Origin of the sequence: Pseudomonas sp. JBR1, from assembly GCF_028198185.1 — a bacterium.
Classification (GTDB): Bacteria; Pseudomonadota; Gammaproteobacteria; order Pseudomonadales; family Pseudomonadaceae; genus Chryseomonas; species Chryseomonas oryzihabitans_E.
In genome coordinates this window covers 2,466,064-2,485,680 of sequence record NZ_CP116340.1, presented here as the reverse complement: position 1 = coordinate 2,485,680, position 19,617 = coordinate 2,466,064, and the positions used below count along the sequence as shown (strand labels likewise).

At 66.6% G+C, this 19,617-nt stretch carries 16 protein-coding genes; 10 read left to right on the top strand and 6 right to left on the bottom strand.

What is annotated here, in order from left to right; all coding sequences use genetic code 11:
- Positions 1–99: 99 nt before the first annotated feature.
- The 7 genes from PJ259_RS11510 (at position 100) to PJ259_RS11480 (ending at position 8,713) form a co-directional block, all read left to right on the top strand.
- Positions 100–1,773 (top strand): GMC family oxidoreductase, encoded by a 1,674-nt coding sequence (locus PJ259_RS11510; protein ID WP_271652905.1) that lies wholly within the window; start codon positions 100–102, stop codon positions 1,771–1,773.
- Between the two features lie 109 nt (positions 1,774–1,882).
- Positions 1,883–3,505: an MFS transporter gene (locus PJ259_RS11505; protein WP_059316037.1), complete on the top strand. Its 1,623-nt coding sequence runs from the start codon at positions 1,883–1,885 to the stop codon at positions 3,503–3,505.
- 99 nt (positions 3,506–3,604) lie between these two features.
- A protein-coding gene (gene prfB / locus PJ259_RS11500) for a peptide chain release factor 2 (protein ID WP_271652904.1) occupies positions 3,605–4,700 on the top strand; the annotation gives its coding sequence in 2 pieces (ribosomal slippage) (positions 3,605–3,676 and positions 3,678–4,700; 1,095 coding nt in all).
- A 68-nt stretch (positions 4,701–4,768) separates the two neighbouring features.
- Positions 4,769–6,271 carry a lysine--tRNA ligase gene (gene lysS / locus PJ259_RS11495; protein ID WP_059316036.1) on the top strand — a complete coding sequence of 501 codons (1,503 nt, stop codon included), beginning with the start codon at positions 4,769–4,771 and terminating at the stop codon, positions 6,269–6,271.
- Positions 6,272–6,388: 117 nt separating this feature from the next.
- Positions 6,389–7,396 carry a transporter gene (locus tag PJ259_RS11490; protein WP_271652903.1) on the top strand — a complete coding sequence of 336 codons (1,008 nt, stop codon included), beginning with the start codon at positions 6,389–6,391 and terminating at the stop codon, positions 7,394–7,396.
- A gap of 64 nt (positions 7,397–7,460) precedes the next feature.
- A complete protein-coding gene (cbpA, locus tag PJ259_RS11485; RefSeq protein ID WP_271652902.1) occupies positions 7,461–8,405 on the top strand; it encodes a curved DNA-binding protein in 945 nt (314 codons plus the stop codon).
- Positions 8,405–8,713 carry a chaperone modulator CbpM gene (locus PJ259_RS11480; RefSeq protein WP_017640778.1) on the top strand — a complete coding sequence of 103 codons (309 nt, stop codon included), beginning with the start codon at positions 8,405–8,407 and terminating at the stop codon, positions 8,711–8,713. Before cbpA ends, PJ259_RS11480 begins: the two co-directional genes overlap by 1 nt.
- Positions 8,714–9,012: 299 nt before the next feature.
- Here the strand turns inward: PJ259_RS11480 and PJ259_RS11475 are convergent, their stop codons facing one another.
- The gene (locus tag PJ259_RS11475) at positions 9,013–11,370 is read right to left on the bottom strand and encodes an FdhF/YdeP family oxidoreductase (protein ID WP_271652901.1); all 2,358 of its coding nucleotides are present in this window, start codon (positions 11,368–11,370) and stop codon (positions 9,013–9,015) included.
- A gap of 204 nt (positions 11,371–11,574) precedes the next feature.
- Here PJ259_RS11475 and PJ259_RS11470 point away from each other — a divergent pair, with 204 nt between their 5' ends.
- Entirely contained in the window at positions 11,575–12,318 is a 744-nt protein-coding gene (locus PJ259_RS11470; RefSeq protein WP_271652900.1) for a TIGR00266 family protein, read from the top strand.
- Positions 12,319–12,331: 13 nt separating this feature from the next.
- On the opposite strand, the gene PJ259_RS11465 is transcribed toward PJ259_RS11470, so the two are convergent.
- From PJ259_RS11465 to PJ259_RS11450, 4 genes are all read right to left on the bottom strand, one after another.
- Positions 12,332–13,228 (bottom strand): hypothetical protein, encoded by an 897-nt coding sequence (locus tag PJ259_RS11465; protein ID WP_059316030.1) that lies wholly within the window; start codon positions 13,226–13,228, stop codon positions 12,332–12,334.
- Between the two features lie 98 nt (positions 13,229–13,326).
- Complete coding sequence (locus PJ259_RS11460; RefSeq protein WP_271655813.1) at positions 13,327–14,142, bottom strand: aldo/keto reductase; 816 nt, start codon at positions 14,140–14,142, stop codon at positions 13,327–13,329.
- Positions 14,139–15,314: an FAD-dependent oxidoreductase gene (locus tag PJ259_RS11455; protein WP_271655812.1), complete on the bottom strand. Its 1,176-nt coding sequence runs from the start codon at positions 15,312–15,314 to the stop codon at positions 14,139–14,141. The genes PJ259_RS11460 and PJ259_RS11455 overlap by 4 nt, the downstream gene beginning before the upstream one ends.
- 61 nt (positions 15,315–15,375) lie before the next feature.
- On the bottom strand, positions 15,376–15,708 hold the full coding sequence (locus tag PJ259_RS11450; protein ID WP_068383440.1) for a DMT family transporter: 333 nt from the start codon (positions 15,706–15,708) through the stop codon (positions 15,376–15,378).
- 85 nt (positions 15,709–15,793) lie between these two features.
- On the opposite strand from PJ259_RS11450, the gene PJ259_RS11445 reads away from it, so the two are divergent.
- Together PJ259_RS11445 and PJ259_RS11440 are read left to right on the top strand one after the other, a co-directional pair.
- Positions 15,794–16,678: a LysR family transcriptional regulator gene (locus PJ259_RS11445; RefSeq protein ID WP_271655811.1), complete on the top strand. Its 885-nt coding sequence runs from the start codon at positions 15,794–15,796 to the stop codon at positions 16,676–16,678.
- Between the two features lie 225 nt (positions 16,679–16,903).
- Positions 16,904–18,190 carry an MFS transporter gene (locus tag PJ259_RS11440; RefSeq protein WP_271655810.1) on the top strand — a complete coding sequence of 429 codons (1,287 nt, stop codon included), beginning with the start codon at positions 16,904–16,906 and terminating at the stop codon, positions 18,188–18,190.
- Here PJ259_RS11440 and PJ259_RS11435 read toward each other — a convergent pair.
- Positions 18,187–19,551: an MFS transporter gene (locus PJ259_RS11435; RefSeq protein ID WP_271655809.1), complete on the bottom strand. Its 1,365-nt coding sequence runs from the start codon at positions 19,549–19,551 to the stop codon at positions 18,187–18,189. The two genes, PJ259_RS11440 and PJ259_RS11435, sit on opposite strands and share 4 nt — an antisense overlap.
- Between the last annotated feature and the right edge of the window lie 66 nt (positions 19,552–19,617).

The following is a 19,617-nucleotide window of genomic DNA, read 5'->3' as shown; positions in this document are numbered from 1 at the left end:
GTTCAGAAATGCACAGCCGTTGCCCGTTTTCTGCGACTGTTGTTCGCGGATGACGACACTAGGATAGGGACCACAACAACAAAAAAGCGAGGGAACGTCATGCCCGGTCCTGCTGCGGAATATGACTTCATCATCGTCGGTGCCGGTCCGGCCGGCTGCCTGTTGGCCAATCGACTGTCCGCCGATCCGGCCCATCGCGTACTGCTGCTTGAAGCGGGCGGGCGCGACAACCATCCCTGGATCCACATTCCGGTCGGCTACCTGTTCTGCATCGGCAATCCGCGCACCGACTGGTGCTTCAAGACCGAGGTGGAAGCTGGCCTGGGCGGCCGGACGCTCAATTATCCGCGCGGTCGGGTGCTGGGCGGTTGCTCCTCCATCAACGGCATGATCTACATGCGTGGCCAGGCCCGTGACTATGACGGCTGGGCCGCCGCCGGTAATCCGGGGTGGGGCTGGCAGGACGTGCTGCCGCTGTTCAAGCGGATGGAGGATCACTGCGATGGCGCCTCGGCCTTTCATGGCGCAGGGGGCGAGTGGCGGGTGGAGCGCCAGCGCCTGCACTGGACGCTGCTCGACGCCTTTCGCAGTGCGGCCGACCAGACTGGCATCGAGCCGGTAGAGGACTTCAACACCGGCGACAATGAAGGCTGCGGCTATTTCCAGGTCAATCAGCGCAATGGGGTGCGCTGGAATGCGGCCAAGGCCTTTCTCAAGCCGATCCGCCAGCGCGCCAATCTGCAGGTGCTGACGGGTGTCCAGGTGGAGCGGGTACTGCTGGAGGAGGGCAGGGCGCGGGCGGTGCTGGCGCGCCTGCCGGGCCAGGCCGAGCCCCAGCGCCTGGTGGCGCGCCGGGAGATCGTGCTCTGCGCCGGCGCCATCGGCTCGCCGACCCTGTTGCAGCGTTCCGGCATCGGTCCGCGCGGCCTGCTCGAAGGGCTGGGCATCGGTGTCCAGCATCGGCTGGAAGGGGTCGGCGGCAATCTGCAAGATCATCTGCAACTGCGCCTGATCTATCGGGTGCATGGCGTGCCGACCCTCAATGCCCTGGCCGGCAGTCTCTGGGGCAAGCTGGGCATGGGCCTGGAGTATCTCTGGAGCCGCAGTGGTCCCCTGGCCATGGCGCCAAGCCAACTGGGCGCCTTCGCCCGTTCCGATCCGGAGCAGCCTTCGGCCAATCTGCAGTATCACGTGCAGCCGCTGTCGCTGGAGCGCTTCGGCGAGCCGCTGCACGGCTTTCCCGCCTTTACCGCCTCGGTGTGCAACCTGCGACCGGCCAGCCGTGGCCAGGTGGCCATCCGCAGCGCCGACCCCCAGGCCGCGCCGCTGATCCAGCCGCGCTACCTCAGCGCGCCGGAGGATCTCAAGGTGGCCGCCGACGCCATCCGCCTGACCCGGCGCATCGCCGCCGCGCCGGCACTGGCGGCCTATCGACCCGAGGAGTATCTGCCGGGCCCGGCCTACCAGAGCGAAGAGGAGTTGCAGCAGGCCGCCGGCGCCATAGGCACCACCATCTTTCACCCTTCCGGCACCTGCCGCATGGGGCAGGACGCCTACGCCGTGGTCGATGCGCGCCTGCGGGTGCATGGCATTCCTGGGCTGCGGGTGGCCGATGCTTCCATCATGCCGACCCTGGTCTCGGGCAACAGCTGTTCGCCGACGCTGATGATCGCCGAGCAGGCGGCGACCTTCATGCTGGCCGAGGCCCGCGAGCAGGGCGTGACCGAGCTGCCCGCGGCGCTGGCCCGACCCGAGCGGGTCTCGGCTGCCTAGTTTCTATTAGCTGGTTTCACCGACGGCGGGGCCTCCCGCCGTTTCCACCGTAGTAGCTGTCGCCCATAACAACAATCAGCCCGGCGATCCCGGGTCAGGAGAACGTGCGATGTCCGACTATGCCCAACCCCGGGTACAACCCAGCGCGGCCAGCAGTCGCCGCGAAGAACGCAAGGTGATCTTCGCCTCGTCCCTGGGGACCGTCTTCGAGTGGTACGACTTTTTTCTCTATGGTGCCCTGGCAGCGGTGATCAGCAAGCAGTTCTTCGCCGGCGTCAATGACACCACCGCCTTCATCTTCGCCCTGCTGGCCTTCGCCGCCGGTTTCGTGGTGCGGCCCTTCGGCGCCCTGGTGTTCGGGCGCCTGGGCGACATGGTCGGGCGCAAGTACACCTTCCTCGCCACCATCATCCTCATGGGCATCGCCACCTTCGGTGTCGGCCTGCTGCCTACCTATGCCAGCATCGGCGTGGCCGCGCCCATCATCCTGGTGTTGCTGCGCCTCCTGCAGGGCCTGGCCCTGGGTGGCGAATACGGCGGGGCCGCCACCTACATCGCCGAGCACGCGCCGCCCGGCAAGCGCGGCGCCCACACCAGCTGGCTGCAATCGACCGCGACCCTGGGCCTGTTGCTGTCGCTGGTGGTGATCCTGGTCTGCCGCTACCTGACCGGTGACCAGTTCGAGGTCTGGGGCTGGCGCCTGCCGTTCCTGCTGTCGATCTTCCTGCTGGCGATCTCCACCTGGATCCGCCTGTCGATGCACGAGTCGCCAGCCTTTCTGCGCATGAAGGCCGAGGGCAAGCAGAGCAAGGCGCCGATCCGTGATTCCTTCACCAACTGGAGCAACCTCAAGGTGGTGCTGATCGCCCTGTTCAGCATCAATGGCGGCCAGGCGGTGACCTTCTACCTGTCGCAGTTCTATGTGATGTTCTTTCTCACCCAGACCCTCAAACTGGACCCGGTGCTGGCCAACAACCTGCTGATCGTCAGCGTCATCCTCGGCGCGCCTTTCTTCGTCATCGCCGGCTGGCTGTCGGACAAGGTCGGGCGCAAGCCGATCCTCATGCTCGGCCTGCTGCTGGCCACGGTGCTCTACTTCCCGCTGTTCAAGGCCCTGACCCACTACGCCAACCCGCAGATCTACCAGGCCAGCCAGCAGGCCCCCATCGTGGTCACCGCCGATCCGGCCACCTGCACCTTCCAGTTCGACCCGGTGGGCAAGGCGCGCTTCGACAGTCCCTGCGACCGGGTCAAGACACTGCTGGCCAAGAGTGGCCTGCCCTACAGCAGCGTGGCCGCGGCACCAGGGGACGCGGTGCAGGTCAACGTCGGTGACAAGGTCATCGTCGGCTACGACGAGCCGGCCCTGCGCGCCGCAGTACAGGCCGCCGGGTATCCGGCCAAGGCCGACTCGGCGCAGGTCAACAAGCCCATGGTGGTGGCGGTGATCTTCGCCCTCATCCTCATCGCCACCCTCTGCTATGGACCGCTGGCGGCGTTGATGGTGGAGCTGTTTCCCACCCGCATCCGCTACACCTCGATGTCGCTGCCGTACCACATCGGCAACGGCTGGTTCGGCGGCTTCCTGCCGACGGTGTCCTTTGCCCTGGTGGTCTATACCGGCGACATCTTCTACGGCCTCTGGTACCCGGTGCTGATCACCGGCGTCAGCCTGATAGTGGGCCTGCTGTGCCTGCCGGAAACCCGCCACCGCGACCTCGACGCCGATTGAGACGCAGCGGGCGGCGTACCCCGCCGCCCGCTGAGTTTCGCCGCCGATTGGGGTATACTCGCGAGCTTTTCCACAGCTTTTCTCGCGAGTGTTTCCCCCATGGAAATCAACCCGATCGTCACCAGCATCAAGGACCTCACCAGCCGCACCCAGACCATTCGGGGGTATCTTTGACTACGATCTGAAGCAGGATCGTCTGGTCGAAGTGGAGCGTGAGCTCGAAGACCCCAACGTCTGGAACAAGCCCGAGTACGCCCAGAATCTCGGCCGCGAGCGCGCCCAGCTGGCGCAGGTGGTCGGCACCCTGGACGAGCTGACCGGCGGCCTGGCCGATGCCAGCGACCTGCTGGAAATGGCGGCCGAAGAGGAAGACCAGAGCGCGGTCGATGACGTGGCGGCCGAGGTGGAGCGCCTGCGTGGCATCCTCGAGAAGCTGGAATTCCGCCGCATGTTCAGCGGCGAGATGGACCCCAACAACTGCTACCTGGACATCCAGGCCGGCTCCGGCGGCACCGAGGCCCAGGACTGGGCCAACATGCTCCTGCGCATGTACTTGCGCTGGGCCGACCAGCATGGCTTCAGCGCCGAGATCGTCGAGCTGTCCGAAGGTGAAGTCGCCGGCATCAAGGGCGCTACCGTGCACATCAAGGGCGAGTACGCCTTCGGTTGGCTGCGCACCGAGATCGGCGTGCACCGCCTGGTGCGCAAGAGTCCCTTCGACTCGGGCAACCGTCGCCACACCTCCTTTACCGCGGTGTTCGTCTCTCCCGAGATCGACGACAACATCGACATCGAGATCAACCCGTCCGATCTGCGCGTCGACACCTACCGCTCCTCGGGCGCGGGTGGCCAGCACGTGAACACCACCGACTCCGCGGTGCGGATCACCCACGTGCCCACCAATACCGTGGTGGCGTGCCAGAACGAGCGCTCCCAGCATGCCAACAGGGACACCGCCATGAAGATGCTGCGGGCCAAGTTGTACGAGCTGGAAATGCAGAAGCGCAATGCCGCGTCCCAGGCCCTGGAAGACTCCAAGTCCGATATCGGCTGGGGCCACCAGATCCGTTCCTATGTGCTCGACGCCTCGCGGATCAAGGATCTGCGCACCGGCGTGGAACGCAGCGATTGCGACAAGGTGCTCGACGGCGATCTGGACGAATACCTCGAAGCCAGCCTCAAGCAGGGCGTTTAATCCATCATTTCCTGTAGGAGCGGCCATGGCCGCTCCTATGGCAAGCACTCCCCAGGTAAACAGCAGACATGAGCGAACAACCCCTAGACCCCCAAGCCCAGGAACAGGAAGACAACAAGCTGATCGCCCAGCGCAAGGAAAAGCTTTCCACGCTGCGCGACCAGCAGGCCATTCCCTTCCCCAACGACTTCCGTCGCGACAGCCTGGCCGGTGACCTGCAGCAGCAGTACGCCGACAAGACCAAGGAAGAGCTGGAAGCCGCAGGCATCAAGGTCAAGGTAGCCGGCCGCATCATGCTCAACCGCGGTGCCTTCATGGTGCTGCAGGACACCAGCGGGCGCATCCAGGTCTATGTCGACCGCAAGACCTTGCCGGCCGAGACCCTGGAAGCGGTCAAGACCTGGGACCTGGGCGACATCATCGCCACCGAAGGTACCCTGGCCCGCTCCGGCAAGGGCGATCTCTACGTCAACATGAGCGACGTGCGCCTGCTGACCAAGTCGCTGCGCCCGCTGCCCGACAAGCACCACGGCCTGACCGACACCGAGCTGCGCTATCGCCAGCGCTATGTCGACCTGATCGTCAACGAGGAGGTCCGCCAGACCTTCCGCGTGCGCTCCCAGGTCATCGCCCACATCCGCCGCTTCCTCATGGAGCGGGGTTTCCTCGAAGTGGAAACGCCCATGCTGCAGACCATTCCCGGCGGCGCGGCGGCCAAGCCCTTCGAGACCCACCACAACGCCCTGGACATGGCCATGTTCCTGCGTATCGCGCCGGAGCTGTACCTCAAGCGGCTGGTGGTCGGTGGCTTCGAGAAGGTCTTCGAGATCAACCGCAACTTCCGTAACGAAGGCGTCTCGACCCGGCACAATCCCGAGTTCACCATGCTCGAGTTCTACCAGGCCTATGCGGATTACCGCGACAACATGGACCTCACCGAGGAACTGTTCCGCGAACTGGCCATGGCCGTGCTCGGCACCACCGACGTGCCCTATGGCGACAAGGTGTTCCACTTCGGCGAGCCCTTCGTGCGCCTGTCGGTGTACGACTCCATCCTCAAGTACAACCCGGACATCACCGCGGAAGACCTGCAGGACGTCGAGAAGGCCCGCGCCATCGCCAAGAAGGCCGGCGCCAAGGTCCTCGGCCACGAAGGCCTGGGCAAGCTGCAGGTGATGATTTTCGAGGAGCTGGTGGAGAGCAAGCTGGAGCAGCCGCACTTCATCACCGAGTACCCCTTCGAGGTCTCGCCGCTGGCGCGCCGCAACGACGATAATCCCAGCGTCACCGATCGCTTCGAGCTGTTCATCGGCGGCCGCGAGATCGCCAACGCCTACTCCGAGCTCAACGACGCCGAAGACCAGGCCGAGCGCTTCATGCTGCAGGTCCAGGAAAAGGACGCCGGTGACGACGAGGCCATGCACTATGACGCCGACTTCATCAACGCCCTGGAATACGGCATGCCGCCCACCGCTGGCGAGGGCATCGGCATCGACCGCCTGGTGATGCTGCTGACCAACTCGCCGTCGATCCGCGACGTCATCCTCTTCCCGCACATGCGTCCGCAATAAGCGCCGCGCCTCCTTTCCGGGGGCGCCGCTGGCACCTGCTGACTCGGGGCTCTGTCATCAAAGGTTCATCCGGACCTGCTAACAGAGCCCTGATGTCGCGTTCCTCCGCAGGTAGTCATGACCAATACGTTGATCCCCCTGCATCCGGCCGCCGAACGGCTGGGGCTGCTCTACGCCTACCATTTCACCTCCGGTCAGCCGGGGCGGGCGCTGACCATGGCGCCGGAAGATCCCTGGGACGCGGAAGAGGGTGGCTTTCGCTGGCTGCACTTCAACCTGGCCCACGCCGCCGCCGAGCGCTGGATGCGCGAGCACCTGGGGCTGCCGGAGGAGTTCTTCGAATCCCTGCACGCCGGTTCCCACTCGACCCGCCTGGAGCCGGCCGACGACACCCTGCTGGGGGTAGTGAACGATGTAACCCTGGCCTACGGTCAGGTCTCGGTGGACGTCGCCACCCTCTGGGCCTGCGCCCGCCCGGGACTGCTGGTGACCGCCCGGGCCCAGCCACTGCGCTCGGTGGATCGCCTGCGCCATGCGGTGCGTCGTGGTGAGGGCTTCGGCTCGACCCTGGAACTGCTGGTTCATCTGCTGCGCGACCAGGCCGATGTGCTGACCGGCATCATCCGCGATACCACGGTCAAGGTGGACGCCATCGAGGATCGGCTGCTGTCCCAGCGGCTGTCCGCCAGTCGCGCCGAACTCGGCAGCCTGAGACGCGCCCTGGTACGCCTGCAGCGCCTGCTGGCGCTGGAACCAGGCTCGCTGCTGCGGTTGCTCAACCGGCCGCCCGCCTGGTTGCGCCGCGACGACATCCAGACCCTGCGCGAGGCCACCGAGGAATTCGACCGGGTGCTGGACGACCTCGCCGCCCTGGTGGAGCGTCTCAAGCTGTTGCAGGAGGAGATCGCCGCCGCCTCCGCCGAGCAGACCAACCGCACCCTGTTCACCCTGACCCTGGTCACGGTGCTGGCCCTGCCGATCAACATCATCGCCGGCTTCTTCGGCATGAATGTCGGCGGTATCCCGCTCTCCGATTCGCCCCACGGCTTCTGGATCCTGGTGGCGCTGGTGGCGACCTTCACGGTGCTGGCCGGCAGCCTGGCCTTTCGCAAGCGCGGCGACTGACCGGCGTCATGCAACCGTTGCAGGCGCCGCGCGGTCTGTAGGGGAACCCCCACTGGAGACCGCGATGGACTTCAAGGACTACTACGAGGTGCTCGGCGTCGCCCCCGACGTCGACGACAAGACCCTCAAGACCACCTATCGCAAGCTGGCGCGCAAGTACCACCCGGACGTGAGCAAGGAGGCCGATGCCGAGGCTCGCTTCAAGGAGGTGGCCGAGGCCTATGACGTCCTGCGCGATCCACACAAGCGCGCCGAATACGATCAGGTTCGCCGCTATCAGCAGCAAGGCGAGCGCTTCCAGGTGCCGCCAGACTGGCAGCCGGGGTCGGGCGCCGACTACAGCGATCCCCACGCCGGCTTTGGCCAGGACTATTCCGATTTCTTCGAGTCGCTGTTCGGCGCTGCCGGACGCTCGCAGCAAGGTGGCTTCGCTCGCCGTGGCCGCGACATCGAGCTTGAACTGCCACTGTTTCTCGAAGAGAGCCAGGCCGGCAGTACCAAGCCGCTGAGCTTTTCGTTGCCGCAGCGCGACGAGCTGGGCCGGCGCGTCGGCGAGACCACCAAGACCCTCAACGTCAAGATTCCCGCCGGCAGCACCGACGGCGAGCGTATCCGCCTGAAAGGGCAGGGCGAGCCGGGCATGGGGGGCGCGGAGGCAGGCGATCTGTACCTGGTCATCCGGCTGGTGCCTCATCCGCTGTTCGACGTCGACGGTCAGGACTTGGTGGTCAGCGTACCCCTTGCCCCCTGGGAAGCCGCCTTGGGCGCCAAGGTGCAGGTGCCTACCCTGGATGGCCAGATCATGCTGAGCATTCCGCCTGGCAGCCAGAGCGGCGCCCGCCTGCGGGTACGAGGCAAGGGCCTGGCTGGAAAGGCAGGGCAGGGCGATCTCCATGCCCTGCTCAAGGTCGTGATGCCACCGAAGGGCGATGAAGAAACCCAGGCGCTGTGGCGCCAACTGGCCGAGCGGGCGGCCTTCGATCCCCGCCAAGACTGGAGGAAAGTCTGATGAGCAGTCTGATCGTCCTGCAGGAATTCTGCGTGCTCTGCGAGGTGAGCGAGCCCGTGGTGGTGGAGATCGTCGAGCACGGCATCCTGGCGCCCCAGCGCGGCAAGCGCCCGGCCGAGTGGCATTTCGACACCGGCGCCCTGCACCGCGCCCGCCGCGCTGTACGCCTGCGTCACGAGCTGGACCTGGACTGGTCCGCGACCGCCCTGGCCCTGCACCTTTTGGATGAGGTAGAAGAGCTGCGCCGCGAGAACCAGCGCCTGCGTAGACGGCTGGAGCGCTTCGCCGGAGAACTGCGAGACGTCTGACCGGCCTGCGCAGGTTGGGTTGAGACGATTCCATCGGCGAAGCCCAACAGTGGAGGCGTGTCTGGTTGTTGGGCTTCGCTGCGCTCAACTCAACCTACGGAACTCCCGTCTGCACCGAAGCGCCCCCTCTCCCTCTGGGAGAGGGTTGGGGTAAGGGAGCCGGATAGCGGTTTCCAGCGTAAGGTTTCTATCTAATCACGGCCATGCCGGGACGCCGTAGAGACCGCTCCTACAGGAGCATCGGCCTATGTAGGAGCGGCCCATGGCCGCGATGTCCTTCGCACTAACACCTAATGAAACTATCCCGCCGCAATCAACCCGCGTCGCTGCATCGCCTGTTCCTGACTGAGCCGCTCGATCCGCACCGGCAGAGACTTCGACGCCGGGGTATGGCTGCGGGTGTCGTGGTTGGCCAGGGGTGCCAGGCCGTTGGTTTCGGGGTAGTAGGCCGCGCAGCAACCGGCCGGTACGTCGTAGGCGATGACCTTGAAGGGGCCGGCGCGGCGTGAGATGCCGTCCAGGGCGGCGCCGATGAAGTCGATGAAATCACCCTCCTGCACCTCATGGCGGCGCATGTCCTCTGGGCTGAGCATGGCCACCATGCGTTCGTCGATGTCGCGGTAGCGGTCGCGATTGGAGTAGATGGTGGTGTTGAACTGGTCGTGACTGCGGATCGTCATCAGCTGCAGGTGTTCGGCATCCGGCGGGCTGTCGTCCTCGTCCAGCACGTCGCCGGGAAAGAGGAAGTTGGCCTTGCCGTTGGGTGTATCCCACTGTCGCTCACGGGCAGCATTGGGCAGGCGGAAACCTCCGGGCTGTTCGATGCGGGCGTTGTAGTCGGCGAATTGTTCGGGCAGCACCGCTTCGATCTTGTCGCGGATGAGCGCGTAGTCGCCGACCAGGGCGTCCCAATCGATATGGGGATGGCGTTCGCCCAGGGTCGCCTTGGCGATGCCGGCGACGATGGCGATCTCCGACAGCAACTCCGGCGAGGCCGGCTCCAGGCTGCCGGTGGAGCCATGCACCATGGACATGGAGTCCTCCACGGTAATGGTCTGCACGCCGCTGGCCTGCACATCGCGTTCGGTGCGGCCCAGGCAGGGCAACAGGAAGGTGCTGCGGCCGTGTAGGGTATGGCTCCAGTTGAGCTTGGTGGCGATCTGTACCGTCAGGCGCAGGTTGGTGACATGGGGTGCTACCCGCTCGATGTCAGGAATGGCGCGGAAGAAGTTGCCGCCCAGGCCGATGAAGGCCTGGGGCTCGTCGCGCAGCAGGGCCTCGCAGCATTCCACCACGTCATGACCGCCCTCGCGCGGCGCGCGGAAGGCGAAGGCCTGGTCGAGGCGGGCCAGGAAGGGCTCCTTGGGTTTCTGGTAGATGCCCACGGTGCGGTCGCCCTGGACGTTGGAATGACCTCGGATCGGGCAGGGCCCCGCGCCAGGCTTACCGACGTTGCCACGCAGCAGCAACAGATTGATGATCTGCTGCAGGACATCGCCACCGCGGCGGTGTTGGGTCACGCCCATGCCCCAGCAGGCGATCACCCGGTCGGCCTTCATGTAGACCTTGGCCGCTTCCCTCATGGCCGCCTGGGTCAGGCCGGAATAGCGTTCCAGGCGCTCCCAGCTCAGCCCTCGGCAGTGTTCGGCGAAGGCTTCCAGGCCGACGCAATGCTGTTCGATGAACGCCACGTCGAGGATGCGGGGGGCACCACTGCGGCGCGCCTCGTCGTCAGCCTCGATGACGACCTTGCACAGCCCCTGCATGGCCGCCATATCGCCGCCGATACGCACCTGGTGGTACTGGGAGCTGATGGCCACGCCCCCACCCGGCAAGGCCATGTCGCGCACGGCCTGTGGCGAGGCGAAGCGCACCAGGGCCTTTTCCCGCAGCGGATTGAAGGTGAGGATGGGCACGCCGCGGTGCACGGCGTCGTGCAGCTCGCTCATCATTCGCGGGCTGTTGGTGCCGGGATTCTGGCCGATGATGAAGATGGCGTCGGCCTGGGCGAAATCCTCCAGGTCCAGGGTGCCCTTGCCGACGCCGATGCTCTCCGGCATGGCGGTGGTGGTGGTCTCGTGGCACATGTTGGAACAGTCGGGAAAGTTGTTCATCCCGTAGAGCCGGCCGAACAGCTGGTAGAGAAAGGCGGCCTCGTTGGAGGAACGGCCCGAGGTGTAAAGCTCCAGCTTCCAGGGATCGTCCAGGGCGCGCAGTTCGGCACCGATCTGGGCGAAGGCGTCCGCCCAGCTCACCGGGCGGTAGGTGTCGCTGGCGGCGTCGTAGCGCATGGGGTGGGTAAGGCGGCCCTGGTCTTCCAGGTCATGGTCGGTCCAGGTACGCAGTTCGGTCAGGGTATGGGCCGCGAAGAATTCCGGGGTGGTGCGTTTGCGGGTGGCCTCCCAGGCCACTGCCTTGGCGCCGTTCTCGCAATATTCGAAGGTATGCGGGGTCTTCGGATCAGGCCAGGCGCAGCTCGGGCAGTCGAAGCCACCCGGCTTGTTCATGGTCAGCAATGCCTTGTTGCCGCGCATCAACACCTTCTGGCGGCTCAGGTGCTGGGTCACGGCATTGAGCGCACCCCAGCCCCCGGCGCTGCCGTGCTCCTGGGTGCCGTGCAGGGGTTGAGCGGGGGAGTGGGCGGATTGCTTGGTCATGTTCACCTCTGGAACTGAGCCGGACAGGAAGCCGGCGGGTACCTAGAGGGGAACCCTGGAAGCGGACTGGCGTTCCACCGTCTGGCTGCCGGGCCGACGAGTGCGAGCCGACAGCGAAGCGCCGTTCAGTGACCTGAAGAGGCGCGCCAAGGCGGCCGGTGACTGCTAGGCTGGACGCTTCCGCAGCTACCGAGAAAGCCCATAATGGCCAGCCATATCCTCGACCATCGCATCCTCGGCGAATCCCTGCAGGCCGTGGAGATCGGTCTCGATCCCGGCGAGACGGTTATCGCCGAGGCCGGTGCCATGACCTACATGGAGGCCGACATCGATTTCACCGCGCGTATGGGCGATGGCTCTGCCGGGCTGCTCGGCAAGCTCTGGGGCGCCGGCAAGCGGATGCTTGGCGGGGAGTCGCTGTTCATGACCCATTTCACCAATGAGGGCCGGGAGAAGCGCCACGTCGCCTTTGCCGCGCCCTATCCGGGCCAGGTGGTCCCGCTGGATCTGGCGGCCCTGGGCGGCACCCTGTTCTGCCAGCGCGATTCCTTTCTCTGTGCCGCCAGGGGTACTCGCATCGGCGTGGCCTTCACCCGCCGCCTGGGCGCCGGCTTCTTCGGTGGCGAGGGCTTCATCCTGCAGCGGCTGGAAGGCGATGGCATGGCCTTCGTGCATGCCGGGGGCACGGTGATCCGCAAGGAGCTAAGGGGCGAAACGCTGCGCCTGGATACCGGCTGCCTGGTGGGTTTCACCAGTGGCATCGACTACAACATCAAGCTGGCCGGGGGGCTGCGCAGCATGCTGTTCGGCGGCGAGGGTCTGGTGCTGGCGACCCTGAGCGGCCATGGCACGGTCTGGATCCAGACGCTGCCCTTTTCGCGGCTAGCCGGCCGGGTCCAGGCCGCGGCCGGCGGCGTCACCGGTGAACGCCGCGCGGGGGGCGACTGATTCCTCTCGTGTCCTAGGCCCGCTGCAGGGCGCTCTGCGGTGCCATGCGCTCCAGCCAGTCGCGCCAGCGCACCCGGCTGTCATGGACCAGCCAGCCGTCCTGGCGGGCGAAGCTTTCCGACAGCCAGAGGCCGCGGGTCGACACTGGGAGGCGCTGGCCGGCGGACAGGGTATAGAGCTCACCGGTGGGCTTGCCGTCGTCCAGGGCGACCAGATAGAGATCCGGGCGCTGGCGGGCGAGACGTGCGAGCAACTGGCCGTTCTCGATCTTCTCGTCGACGTGGAACAGGCTTGGCGCCTTGCACTCCTTGGGCAGCTCCAGCAACAGGTCATAGACCAGCTGGAGCGAGGCGGTGGGGGTATGCACATAGGCGCGCGGACGCTCCAGCAGCGCCAGGCTGCCGCAGCGCACTGGCCGTGCCGCCCCCGAGCGCGGGGTCAGGCGGAAGGCCACGTCCTCGCGATAGGGCAGGGCGGGGGCATAGGGCGTCGGCAGCCAGGTGTCGGCGAAGCGTCCGGCCAGCCAGCCGCGCGGCGTCTCGATCAGGCATTCCTCGGCCACCTCCTGCACGGCGGTGAGCAGCGGCAGGGCCAGTTCGTGGGTCGGGATATAACCGGAGATCAGCTTGAGCACCACGTCGCCGCGATCGGGCCGGCGCTGGCGCACCAGCAGCCAGTGGTCCTGGCCCTGCCAGTTGAGGGTGAGGCGGACCGAGACGCCCAGGTTGGCGAGCTTGGCACTGAACTGCTGGGCGTCGGCGATCTCGATCGGTTGGCGCCGCTCCAGCATCTCGCTGAAATTCAGCGGCTGGCCGAGGGCCTGGTAGCTGAGGCCGTCGTGATTGGCCTCCACCGCGAGCGATAGGGTCTTGAACGCCTTGGGGTTGTGGCGGGCGATGAGCTGGGGCATGGCCGACTCCTGTTGTTGTGTGCCGCGGACGCGCGACCCGGGGCGACCGGATGGGGCGTCCAGCGAACGGAAGCAAGGGTTCAGCGAAGGGCTCTGGATCAGGGCCGAGCGGTGATCACTTCGGCCAGGGTACGGACATTATGTGACAGGTGCAGGGGATCGATAGTGCCGACTATCGCACTGGTCACCCCTGGCTCACCAAAGACCCGGGCGAAGCTTGCCCGCACTGGATCCTGGCCGGCGCCCAGCACCGCATGGCCGCTGGCCAGGGCCTTCTTGATCAGGATGCCCTTGCCCAAAGTGGCAGCGGCCTGGATCACCGGGATCTCGGCGTCTTCGTTGAGATTGAAGGTGACCATGGCGCAATCGCCGGTCTCCAACGCCTTGAGGCCGCCGGCGACGGTCTTGCCGGAAAAGCCGAAGGCGCGGATCAGGCCTTCGCGCTTGAGCTCGGCCAGGGTCTCGTAGCAGCCACTGTCTTGGAGAATGCTCAGATCGTTGCCGTCGGAGTGCACCAGTACCAGGTCCAGCCAATCGGTTTCCAGGCGCTTCAGGCTGCGTTCCACCGAGCGACGGGTGTGCGCCGGACTGAAGTCGAAGCTGGACAGCCCGCCTTCGAACTCCTCGCCGACCTTGCTGGCGATCACCCAGTGCTGGCGCTGGCCGCGCAGCAGCGGGCCCAGGCGTTCTTCGCTGCGACCATAGGCGGGAGCGGTGTCCAGCAGATTGATGCCCAGCTCGCGGGCCAGGCTCAGCAGGTCGGCGGCGGTGCGGTCGTCGGGGATGGTGAAGCCATTGGGGTACTTCACGCCCTGGTCGCGGCCGAACTTGACCGTACCCAGACCTAGAGGGGAAATCTGGAGACCGGTGCTACCCAGGGCGCGGTGCAGGCCGTGCAGATCGCGCAGGCTCATGGCAGCAATTCCTCCCAGAAGGGCGCGGCCACTGGCGGCTGCGGGTGGGCGGGCAGGGTGGGATGCTGTCCCGGCCGGATACCGTCACGGTCGAGATGGGCCAGGACCCGGTCGGCCAGGTCCGGCGACAGCGCCAGCTTGGTCGGCCAGCCCACCAGCAGGCGGCCTTCCTCGGCGAGGAAGGCGTTGTCGGGCCGCACCAGCCCGGATTGCGCCGGCTCGGCACGGTCCACCCGGAGGGTCGCCCACTGGGCGCCCGCGAAATCGATCCAGGGCAGCAGGCGTTGCAGTTCTTCCCGCGCCGTGGCGATCTGCGCCGCTGGCTCACGGGCCACGCCCTCGGCCTCGGCCAGGTCGCCGCCCAGGTACCACAGCCACTGGCCGTCGGCGGTGGGGTGGCTGGTGATGGTCAGGCGCGGCTTGGGACCGCCGCCCAGGCAGTGGGCATAGAGGGGTTTGAGCATGGCCCCCTTGACCACCACCATGTGCAGCGGTCGGCGCTGCATGGCCGGCTGTTCGAGGTGGAGCGCCTGGAGCAGGTCGGCCATGCCGGCGCCGGCGGTGAGCACGATACGGCGGGCGCGGATGGCCTGGCCGTCTACTACCAGACCGGTCAGTTCGCCCTCTTCGCGCAGGGGCTGGAGGTCATGCCCGGCCAGCAGGCTGTCGCCGGCCAGTTCGGCCAGGCGCGCGACCAGGCTGGGCACATCCAGCACCAGCTCGGCCAGGCGATAGACCTTGCCCTTGAAGGCGCGGTCGCGCAGGGCCGGGGGCAGTTCGTCGCCCTTGACCGCATCCACCCGGCCGCGCACCGCCTTGCTGGCGAAGAAGCTGGTGAGGTTGCCGGCCAGGCTGCCAGGCGACCAGAGGTAGTGGGCTTCGGAGAGCAGGCGCACGCTGGAAAGATCCAGCTCGCCGCTGCCGGCCAAGCTCTCGCGCCAGCGTCGCGGCATGTCGGCGATGGCCTCGGAGGCACCGGTGAGCATGCCGGTCAGGGCATATTTGGTGCCGCCGTGGATGATGCCCTGGGACTTGCCGCTCTGGCCGCCGCCCAGGGCGCCGGTCTCCACCAGCACGGTGGCGTAGCCGGCGCGCCGCAGACGGGCGTTGAGCCAGAGGCCGGCGACGCCGCCGCCGACGATGAGGATATCGGTGGACCAGGGTTGGGACATGAACGGCCTGCTGGGTAATCGGCAAAAGAGTGATTTTACACGCTCCTCGCCGCCGCTGGTCTCAATGCCCGGTGCTGCCGGAAAACAGCTGGATCACTACCACCCCGGCGACGATCAGCCCCATGCCCAGCATGGCCGGCAGGTCCAGCTTCTGATCGTAGAGCACCGCCGCGGCGATGCTGACCAGCACGATGCCCAGGCCGGCCCAGATGGCGTAGGCGATGCCCACGGGAATGCTGCGTACCACCAGGGTCAGCATCCAGAAGGCCAGGCCGTAGCCAGTGATGACCAGAAACAGTGGCAGTGGCTTGCTGAAGCCACTGATGGCCTTCATTGAGGTGGTGGCGACGACTTCGGCGGCGATGGCGATGGCCAGGTAGATGTATCCGCTCATGATGATTCCTCCTGTCGAATGCGCCCATTCTTCGCTTAATCTGCGATAGGTAAAAGTTGATACCTATCCGTCGAGGAGATGGGTCGTGCAATGGAATCTGGAGCAATTGGAGATCTTCGTCGGCGTCGCCGAGGGCGCGAGCTTCTCCGCCATGGCGCGCCGTCTGGGACGCGCGCAGTCGGCGGTGAGCACCGCCATCGCTCTGCTGGAGAGCGATCTGGGCGTCGCGCTGTTCGAGCGCAGCAATGGCCGCACACCGGTCATCACCGCGGCCGGTCTGGCCTTGCTGGAGGAGGCGAGGGAGGTCTTGCGTCAATGCCAGCGGCTGGACAGCCGTGCCCAGGCCCTCTGCGCCGGTCAGGAGCCCTTGTTGCGCCTGGCGCTGGACGAAGCCATGCCCTACCAGCCGGTGCTCGATGCGCTGGACGCCCTGGCCGCGGCCTTCCCGCATCTGGAAGTCCAGCTCACCAGCGGCGCCCAGGGCGATGTGGCGCGCAAGCTGCTGACCGACCAGGCCGACCTCGGCCTGCTGTTTCGCCATGAGCACATGCCCCAGGCCCTGGAGCGCCAGGCCCTGGGTGATGTCGCCCAGGTCACCGCCTGCGGCGCCCAGCATTCCCTGGCCAGCCAGCGTGGGGTAGGGCGACGCGAACTGGCCCGCCATCGTCAGCTGCTCATCGCGCCGCTGGAGAATCCCTATCCCGGTGGCGAGCAGATCGCGCCCCAGGTCTGGCGCGCCGACAGCTTCTATCTGCTCGCCGAACTGCTGATGCGCGGCCTGGGCTGGGGCTGGCTGCCGCGGCACGTGGCGCGCTATCCCTCCTACCAGGGGTTGCTGGCCGAGCTGGATTGCGACTGGGTGCCGCCGGCGCTGGTGGTGGAGCTGGCCTGGCGCCGCAATGCCGCGCCGGGGCCGGCGGCGCGCTGGCTGGCCCAGCGGCTGGCGGAGGAGTTGCGGGCGATTGGTTGAAATCGATGTGTTGGGCTTCGCTTTCGCTCAACCTAACCTACGCGGAGCGCCCGTAGGTTGGCGCTGAGCGAAAGCGAAGCCCAACATGACGAAGCCTCAGCGCTCGCCCATGGCCTCTTCCCATGAAAGCCATATTCTGGCCGAATCCGTGGGGCAGCTTGACCAGCGCCAAGGGGCGAGCGCTGCGATACTCGGGTCATTCCTCCTTGATCCGGGATGATCGCCATGACCACAACCCCCGCCCTCGGCCAACACTACGTCTTCATCGTCCTGGCGCTGATCTTTCTCGCCCTGCTGGTTTCGGCCGGGGTGAGGTCCACGCCTGGCGTACTGCTGCTGCCGTTGCAGGAGACCTTTGGCTGGAGTCGCGAGACGGTCTCGCTTTCCGCCGCCATCGGCATCTTTCTCTATGGCCTGATCGGGCCCTTCGCCGCCGCCCTGATGCAGACCCTGGGCATCCGTCGCACCCTGCTCGGCGGCCTGACCCTGATCAGCCTGGCCACCGCCCTGAGCACCCTGATGCGCGAGCCCTGGCACCTGGTCGCCACCTGGGGCGTGCTCAGCGGCCTGGGTACCGGTTGCGTGGCCATGGTGCTGGGGGCCGCCATCGTCAATCGCTGGTTCGTCGCCCGCCGGGGCCTGATGATGGGCCTGCTGGCCGCCAGCACCGCCACCGGCAACCTAGTGTTCCTGCCGCTGCTGGCCCATCTCGCCAGTCAGGAAGGCTGGCAGACCGTGGTGCTGACCGTGGCGGTGGCCAGCGCCGCCCTGATCCCGCTGGTGGCCTGGCTGCTGCCGGAGCGTCCGGCGGACGTCGGCCTGCGGCCCCATGGCGCCCCAACGGACTACCAGGCGCCAGCGGCCTCCGCACCGGGCAACCTGTTTCGCGTGACCCTTGGCACCCTGGTCATGGCCAGCCGCCGGCGCGATTTCTGGCTGCTGTTCCTGACCTTCTTCGTCTGCGGCTTCACCACCAATGGCCTGATCGGCACCCACTTCATCGCCATGGGCCACGACCACGGCCTGTCCCAGGTGCAGGCCGCCGGCATCCTCGCGCTGATGGGCATCTTCGACCTGGTGGGCACCACCGCCTCCGGCTGGCTGACCGACCGCTACGATCCGCGTCGCCTGCTGTTCGTCTACTACAGCCTGCGCGGGCTCTCGCTGATCTACCTGCCGTTCTCCGGCTTCGCTCCCGAGCAACTGCTGCTGTTCGGCATCTTCTACGGCCTGGACTGGATCGCCACCGTGCCGCCCACGGTCAAGCTGACCAACCAGAGCTTTGGCGAAAAGAGCGCGCCGGTGGTATTCGGCTGGGTGTTCTGCGGCCACATGCTCGGCGCCGCCTGCGCGGCCTTTCTCGCCGGGGCCTTGCGCGAGCACTTCGGTTCCTACCAGGAGGCCCTGGTATTGGCTGGGTTGACCGGTATCGTCGCGGCGGTGATGGCGCTGGGGATCGGGCGACCGAGCGCCGCGGGAGCCGGGCGCTCGGCCGTGCCCGAGGCCGGCTAGGCGGTCTTGAGGTCGAGCGGCACGGCGGTCGGCGCCCGGTGCAGCATCGACGCCGGGATCGCCAGGATCAGCAGGCCGCTGACGAACAGGCAGGCGCCGAGCACATAGGTGCCGTTGTTGATGTCGCCGGTGAGGGTTTCCATGGTCGCGGTGATCATGGACCCGGTGAAGCCGGAGAGGTTGCCGATGGCGTTGATCATGCCGATGCCCGCCGCCGCGGCGACGCCGGAGAGCAGGGTGCCGGGCAGCGACCAGAAGATCGGCATCAGCGCCAGCAGCCCCGAGGCGGCCACGGTGAGGAAGAAGATCGACAGCACGATGTTGTGGATGAACCAGGCGCTCAGCACCAGCCCCAGGGCGCCGACGAAGGCCGGTACCGCCGCATGCATGCGCTGCTCACCGGTGCGCGCCGAATGACGGGCGTTGAGCAGCATGACCACCAGGGCGACGCTGTAGGGGATGGCGGTGAGCAGGCCGATCTGCAGGCTGCCGCTGACCCCGGCGTTCTTGATGATCGAGGGCATCCAGAAGGCCAGGCCATAGAAGCCGGTGTTGAAGGTCAGCAGGATGAACACCAGCAGCCAGACCCGCGGATTGAGAAAGACCTCGCTCAGCCGTGAAGCCTTGCCGGCGTTGTGCTGGTCCAGGTTGCGCTTGAGCAGGGCCTTTTCCCGGGCGTCCAGCCAGGGCGCCTTGTCGATGTTGTCGCTCAGGCAGCAGAACACCACCACCGCCATGATGATCGAGGGCACCCCTTCCACCAACAGCATCCACTGCCAGCCGGCCAGGCCGTGCCAGTCGTGCAGGCTGCTCATCAGCCAGCCGGAGAGCACGCCGCCAAAGCTCAGGCTGAAGGGCAGGGCAACCAGGAAACCGGACATCACCCGACTCTGGCGCTGGGTCGGGAACCAGTAGTTGAGATAGAGCACCACGCCGGGAAAGAAGCCTGCCTCGCAGATGCCGAGCAGGAAGCGCAGGGTATAGAACAGCGTGCTCGACTGCATGCCCAGCGCGTGCGCCAGCGGCTGGGTGAAGGCCACCGCCATGGACACGATGGCCCAGGTCAGCATGATGCGGGCGATCCAGAAGCGCGCGCCGTAGCGGTGCAGCAGCAGGTTGCTGGGAACCTCGAAGAGGAAATAGCCCCAGAAGAACATGCTGGCGCCGAGGGCGTAGACGGTGTTGCTGAAGCCCAGATCGTCGAGCATGTCCAGCTTGGCGAAGCCGACGTTGACCCGGTCCAGGTAGGCGGCGATGTAGCACAGCAGCAGGATCGGCAGGATACGCAGCACCACCTTGCGGTAGGTACGTTCTTCGAAGGCGTCGCCAGCGGCGCCCTGGGGAGCGGTGGTTTCGAACATGGGAATGACCTTCGGGGCCTTGGGGCCCGTTGTTGTTATTGAAGAGGTCGAAGGCGGCCGGGGGTG

What these genes read in the sequence shown, in the direction of transcription:
- PJ259_RS11480 (WP_017640778.1), top strand. Translation starts at nt 8,405, where the DNA reads ATGAGCAGTCTGATCGTCCTGCAGGAATTCTGCGTGCTCTGCGAGGTG.
- lysS (WP_059316036.1), top strand. Translation starts at nt 4,769, where the DNA reads ATGAGCGAACAACCCCTAGACCCCCAAGCCCAGGAACAGGAAGACAAC.
- PJ259_RS11455 (WP_271655812.1), bottom strand. Translation starts at nt 15,314, where the DNA reads ATGTCCCAACCCTGGTCCACCGATATCCTCATCGTCGGCGGCGGCGTC.
- PJ259_RS11435 (WP_271655809.1), bottom strand. Translation starts at nt 19,551, where the DNA reads ATGTTCGAAACCACCGCTCCCCAGGGCGCCGCTGGCGACGCCTTCGAA.
- PJ259_RS11475 (WP_271652901.1), bottom strand. Translation starts at nt 11,370, where the DNA reads ATGACCAAGCAATCCGCCCACTCCCCCGCTCAACCCCTGCACGGCACC.
- PJ259_RS11470 (WP_271652900.1), top strand. Translation starts at nt 11,575, where the DNA reads ATGGCCAGCCATATCCTCGACCATCGCATCCTCGGCGAATCCCTGCAG.
- PJ259_RS11460 (WP_271655813.1), bottom strand. Translation starts at nt 14,142, where the DNA reads ATGAGCCTGCGCGATCTGCACGGCCTGCACCGCGCCCTGGGTAGCACC.
- PJ259_RS11440 (WP_271655810.1), top strand. Translation starts at nt 16,904, where the DNA reads ATGACCACAACCCCCGCCCTCGGCCAACACTACGTCTTCATCGTCCTG.
- PJ259_RS11510 (WP_271652905.1), top strand. Translation starts at nt 100, where the DNA reads ATGCCCGGTCCTGCTGCGGAATATGACTTCATCATCGTCGGTGCCGGT.
- cbpA (WP_271652902.1), top strand. Translation starts at nt 7,461, where the DNA reads ATGGACTTCAAGGACTACTACGAGGTGCTCGGCGTCGCCCCCGACGTC.
- PJ259_RS11505 (WP_059316037.1), top strand. Translation starts at nt 1,883, where the DNA reads ATGTCCGACTATGCCCAACCCCGGGTACAACCCAGCGCGGCCAGCAGT.
- PJ259_RS11465 (WP_059316030.1), bottom strand. Translation starts at nt 13,228, where the DNA reads ATGCCCCAGCTCATCGCCCGCCACAACCCCAAGGCGTTCAAGACCCTA.
- PJ259_RS11450 (WP_068383440.1), bottom strand. Translation starts at nt 15,708, where the DNA reads ATGAGCGGATACATCTACCTGGCCATCGCCATCGCCGCCGAAGTCGTC.
- PJ259_RS11490 (WP_271652903.1), top strand. Translation starts at nt 6,389, where the DNA reads ATGACCAATACGTTGATCCCCCTGCATCCGGCCGCCGAACGGCTGGGG.